3 protein-coding genes and 2 pseudogenes are annotated in these 5,151 nt (G+C 73.2%); 4 read left to right on the top strand and 1 reads right to left on the bottom strand.

Annotation, left to right across the window (positions count from 1 at the left end):
• The 4 genes and pseudogenes from CCL05_RS42375 to CCL05_RS42360 form a co-directional block, all read left to right on the top strand.
• Positions 1-298: pseudogene (locus CCL05_RS42375) on the top strand (sugar ABC transporter ATP-binding protein); the annotation flags it as partial.
• Positions 299-409: 111 nt separating this feature from the next.
• On the top strand, positions 410-1,699 hold the full coding sequence (locus CCL05_RS42370; RefSeq protein ID WP_086565830.1) for an aldehyde dehydrogenase family protein: 1,290 nt from the start codon (positions 410-412) through the stop codon (positions 1,697-1,699).
• A 20-nt stretch (positions 1,700-1,719) separates the two neighbouring features.
• Positions 1,720-2,802 carry a Zn-dependent alcohol dehydrogenase gene (locus CCL05_RS42365; protein WP_086565829.1) on the top strand — a complete coding sequence of 361 codons (1,083 nt, stop codon included), beginning with the start codon at positions 1,720-1,722 and terminating at the stop codon, positions 2,800-2,802.
• 193 nt (positions 2,803-2,995) lie between these two features.
• On the top strand, positions 2,996-4,381 hold the full coding sequence (locus CCL05_RS42360; RefSeq protein WP_086565828.1) for an MFS transporter: 1,386 nt from the start codon (positions 2,996-2,998) through the stop codon (positions 4,379-4,381).
• Here CCL05_RS42360 and CCL05_RS42355 read toward each other — a convergent pair.
• A pseudogene (locus CCL05_RS42355) lies at positions 4,318-5,078 on the bottom strand (DMT family transporter); the annotation flags it as partial. The gene CCL05_RS42360 and the pseudogene CCL05_RS42355 overlap by 64 nt on opposite strands.
• Positions 5,079-5,151 lie beyond the last annotated feature (73 nt).

Genomic DNA, 5,151 nt, shown 5'->3' with positions numbered 1-5,151 from the left:
CCCCGCCCGGCGCCGCCGCCGCGAGACCTCGGTCCTCACCCGCCTGCGGGAGCGGACCGGAGCCGGACGGGCGGGCCCTGTCGTGACCCTGGACGACCCCAGGGACACCGAAGTCCGTCCGTCGTCCGCCGAGGCCCGCCTGCCCGGCGACCTCATCGTCCGCACCACGCCCGACCTCGCCCTCCGCCACGGCATGCAGGTGCCGCTCCTGGTCGACCTCGCCCACCTCTTCGTCTTCGACCGGCACGGCGACCGCATCTGTCCCCACCCCGCGCGCCTGCCCGACCTGGGGGAGTGAGGAGCCGCACATCAGGGCGGGGCCATGGCCATACTGTGACGTCTGGCGTCGGAAAACTATCGCCGCTAGTTTAGGTGTCGGACGACGACGCCCCGCCCCGGAGGAAGCGCGATGAAGGCATACGACGGCATGTACATCGGGGGCGCCNNCGCCGTACGGGCCGCCCGTGCCGCCCTCCCGGACTGGGCCGCGACCCCGCCCGCCGAGCGTGCGGCGCGCCTGGCCGCCCTGCGGGACGTGCTCACCGCCCGCGCGGACGAGATCGCCGAGACCGTCACCGCGGAACTCGGCTCGCCGCTGAAGTTCTCCCAGGCCGTCCACGCCGCCGTGCCGATCGCGGTCGCGGGCTCCTACGCCGAGCTGGCGGCCACGTACGCCTTCGAGGAGAAGACCGGCAACTCGGTCGTGCACCACGAGCCGATCGGTGTCGTGGCCGCGATCACGCCCTGGAACTATCCGCTGCACCAGATCGTCGCCAAGGTCGCCCCGGCCCTCGCGGCCGGCTGCACGATCGTCGTGAAGCCCGCCGAGGACACCCCGCTGGTCGCCCGCCTGTTCGCGGACGCCGTGCACGAGGCCGGCCTCCCGGCGGGCGTCTTCAACCTGGTCACCGGCCTCGGCCCGGTCGCCGGGCAAGCCCTCGCCGAGCACCCCGGTGTCGACCTGGTCTCCTTCACCGGCTCCACCGCCGTCGGCCGGCACATCGCCGCGATCGCCGCCGGGCAGGTCAAGAAGGTCGCCCTCGAACTCGGCGGCAAGTCCGCCAACGTCATCCTCCCGACCGCCGACCTCGCCAAGGCGGTCAACGTCGGCGTCGCCAACGTCATGTCCAACTCCGGGCAGACGTGCAGCGCCTGGACGCGCATGCTGGTCCACCGCGAGCAGTACGACGAGGCGGTGGAACTCGCCGCCACGGCCGCCGCCAAGTACGGCGAGCGCATCGGCCCGGTCGTCAACGCCAAGCAGCAGGCGCGGGTGCGCGGCTACATCGAGAAGGGCGTCGCGGAAGGCGCCCGTCTGGCCGCCGGCGGCCCCGAGGCCCCGCGCGAGACGGGCTACTTCGTCAGCCCGACCGTCTTCGCCGACGTCACCCCGGACATGACCATCGCGCAGGAGGAGATCTTCGGCCCGGTCCTGTCGGTGCTGAAGTACGAGGACGAGGAGGACGCCCTGCGGATCGCCAACGGCACGGTGTACGGCCTGGCCGGCGCCGTCTGGGCCGGTGACGAGGCCGAGGCGGTGGCCTTCGCGCGCCGGATGGAGACCGGCCAGGTCGACATCAACGGCGGCCGCTTCAACCCCCTCGCCCCCTTCGGCGGCTACAAGCAGTCGGGCGTGGGCCGCGAGCTCGGCGTGCACGGCCTGGCCGAGTACCTCCAGACCAAGTCCCTCCAGTTCTAGTCAGGGGAGTCCCTTCCGTCATGGCTGTCCGCGCCGCCGTCCTGCCCGCCGTCGGCTCCCCGCTGGAGATCACTGGCATCGACCTGCCCGACCCCGGACCCGGACAGGTCCGTGTCCGGCTCGCCGCCGCCGGGGTCTGCCACTCCGACCTGTCCCTGTCCAACGGCACCATGCGCGTGCCCGTCCCCGCCGTCCTCGGCCACGAGGGCGCCGGCACGGTCGTCGCCGTCGGCGAGGGCGTCACCCAGGTCTCGCCCGGCGACGGAGTCGTCCTCAACTGGGCCCCGTCCTGCGGCACCTGCCACGCCTGCTCGCTCGGCGAGGTCTGGCTGTGCGCCAACGCCCTCAGCGGCGCCGCCGACGTCTACGCCCGCACCACCGAGGGCACCGACCTCCACCCCGGCCTGAACGTCGCCGCGTTCGCCGAGGAAACGGTCGTCTCCGCGTCCTGCGTCCTGCCCGTCCCGGACGGCGTCCCGCTCACCGACGCGGCCCTCCTCGGCTGCGCCGTCCTCACCGGCTACGGCGCCGTCCACCACTCGGCCCGCGTCCGGCAGGGCGAGACGGTCGCGGTGTTCGGCGTCGGGGGAGTGGGGCTCGCCGCCCTCCAGGCGGCCCGGATCGCGGGCGCCTCGAAGATCATCGCTGTGGACGTCTCCCCGGCGAAGGAGGAACTGGCCCGGACCGCCGGAGCCACCGACTACCTCGTCGCCTCCGACACCACGGCCAGGGAGATCCGCGGCCTCACCGGCAAGCAGGGCGTCGACGTCGCCGTCGAGTGCGCCGGCCGCGCGGTCACCATCCGCACCGCCTGGGACTCCACCCGGCGCGGCGGCCGCACCACGGTCGTCGGCATCGGCGGCAAGGACCAGCAGGTCACCTTCAACGCCCTGGAGATCTTCCACTGGGGCCGCACCCTCTCCGGCTGCGTCTACGGCAACTCCAACCCCGCGGAGGACCTCCCCGTACTCGCCGGACACGTCCGGGCGGGCCGCCTGGACCTGACCGCACTGGTGACCGAACGCATCTCCCTGGACGGCATCCCGGCGGCCTTCGAGAACATGCTGGCGGGCAAGGGCGGTCGCGCGCTGGTCGTCTTCTAGCCCGTTCCCACCCGCACCCCGGCCTCCGCGCGAGGCCGGGGTGCGAGGCGTGCCCGCACGCACACTGAGTGCCCCGTACAGGCAAAAGTCCTGGTGTGCGACCCGTTGACGTCCATACCGTCCGGTCAGTACGTTCCCCGGACCATCGAGCCACCCCCCGTTCCGTCCCCGCACCCACCGGAGCGTGCACCGCATGGACACGGCCCCTTCCGCTCAGCCGCCTTCCGCTCAGCCGCACACCTCCACCGCGCCCGCCGCGGGCAACCGCCGCCGTGTGGCCACCGCCGCGGCCCTCGCCTCGGCCGTCGAGTGGTACGACTACTTCGTCTTCGGCATCGCCGCCGCCCTCGTCCTCGGGGACCTGTACTTCCCCGCAGGCAGCCCCAGCGCCGGCGTGCTGGCGTCCTTCGCCACGTTCGCCGTCGGCTTCCTCGCCCGCCCCCTCGGCGGCATCGTCGCCGGCCACCTCGGCGACAAGCGCGGCCGCAAGCCGATGCTGGTCCTCGCGCTCACTTTGATGGGTGTGGCCACCACCGGCATCGGCCTGCTGCCGACGTACGACACGATCGGCGTCGCCGCCCCGATCCTGCTCGTCCTGCTCCGCGTCGCGCAGGGCGTCGCCGTCGGCGCCCAGTGGGGCGGTGCGATGCTCCTGGCCACCGAATACGCCCCGGAGGGCAAGCGCGGCGTCTACGGCAGCGTCGTCCAGCTCGGCGTCCCCATCGGCGTGGTGACCGCCAACACGGTCTTCCTGGTCGCCGGCGCGTTCACCACCGACTCGGCGTTCGCGGCCTGGGGCTGGCGCGTGCCGTTCCTGGTCGGCCTGCTCGTCCTCGCCCTCGCCTGGTACATCCACACCCGCGTCGAGGAGACCCCGGCGTTCCGGGAGGCCGAACGCGCCCTCGCGGAGCGGGAGAAGACCGAGCAGAGCTCGCCGCTGCGCACGATCCTGCGCGGTCACCTCGGCACGGTGCTCCTCGCCGGCGGCTCCTTCGCCGTGAACACGGCGACCTTCTACATCCTCATCACCGGCGTCCTCGACTACACGACGCGCGAGCTGGACATGAAGAAGGGTCCGGTGCTGATGGTCTCGCTCTGCGTCAGCCTCACCCAGCTCGTGCTGATCCCGGCCGCCGCCGCGCTCTCCGACCGCGTCGGCCGCATCCGGATCTACGCCTTCGGGGCGGCCGGCATCGCGCTGTGGGCCGTGCCGCTCTTCCTGCTGATCGACACCGGCTCGCTGCTGTGGCTCGCGGTCGGCACGTTCGTCGCCAGCTGCTTCCTGAGCATCATGTACGGCCCCCAGGCCGCCCTGTTCGCGGAGCTGTTCACGCCCGAGATGCGCTACACCGGCGCCTCCCTGGGCTACCAGATCGCGGCCGTCGCGGGCGGCGGTCTCGCCCCCTTCGTCATGGTGCTGCTGCTGGAGGCGACGGGCACCTCGATGGCGGTGTCCGGCTACATCATCGCGCTCTCGGTGATCGCACTGCTCTCGATCAAGGTCCTCGCGGACCGGGCGCGTTCGGCGGAAGCCGGGGACGGGCCGGAGGCCGCGTCCCCGGCCACGTCAGCGAGCTGAGTCCGAGGCCTGCTCGGGCCGGGGCTCCGGAGCCNNGCGACGCCCGCCAGGCACAGCACACCACCGACCAGGGTGAGCAGCCCCGGCACTTCGCCGAGGAACAGCCAGGACATCAGGACGACCAGTGCGGGCGCCGCGTACGTCGTCGCGCCCATCCGGCTCGCGGTCGTCCGGGACAGCGNNGCCGGCGCCTCGGCGGCCTCCTTCACGAGCTGCCCGGCGAACGGCAGACAGACCACGGCGCCCACCAGGCAGCCGAACGTGGTCACCTGCAGCGGACTGGCCGTGCCCAGCGCCGGCTTCTGCGCGACGACACCGGCGGCGTACGTGACCGCCGCCAGGAGGCACAGCACCACCCCGAGCACGGAGGAACCGCCCTCGCCGGACATCGACAGACCCACGGTCACCGCACCGGCGAACGACACCGCCATCCCCGCCAGCAGCCGCGGCGGCATCGGATCACCGAGCAGCCGGGCACCCAGCAGCGCGATGAGGATCGGCCCGGTGTTCACGACCAGGGCGGCCGTACCCGCGTCGACCTGCTGCTCGNNAGCGCCAGCGCGCCCGGCGAGTAGGCCTCCCCCGCACTGCGGATCGAGACGAAGGCGGAGGCCCACAGCACGACGGTCACCGCGGCCGCACCGGCGGCCAGCAGCTCGGCCCGGCGGGCGGGGCGGGGAGGGGTGTGGTTCATCATGATCCCGAGGCTAGGAGGGGAAAGGGGAGGCCCGCTCGCGAATTTCGGACGGGGCGGTCGGGGTCTGTTGGGT

Origin of the sequence: Streptomyces africanus, assembly GCF_002150735.1 — a bacterium.
Lineage (GTDB): Bacteria > Actinomycetota > Actinomycetes > Streptomycetales > Streptomycetaceae > Streptomyces > Streptomyces africanus.
Note: the sequence above shows the minus strand (reverse complement) of the source record. Positions and strands in the feature narration are given on the sequence as shown.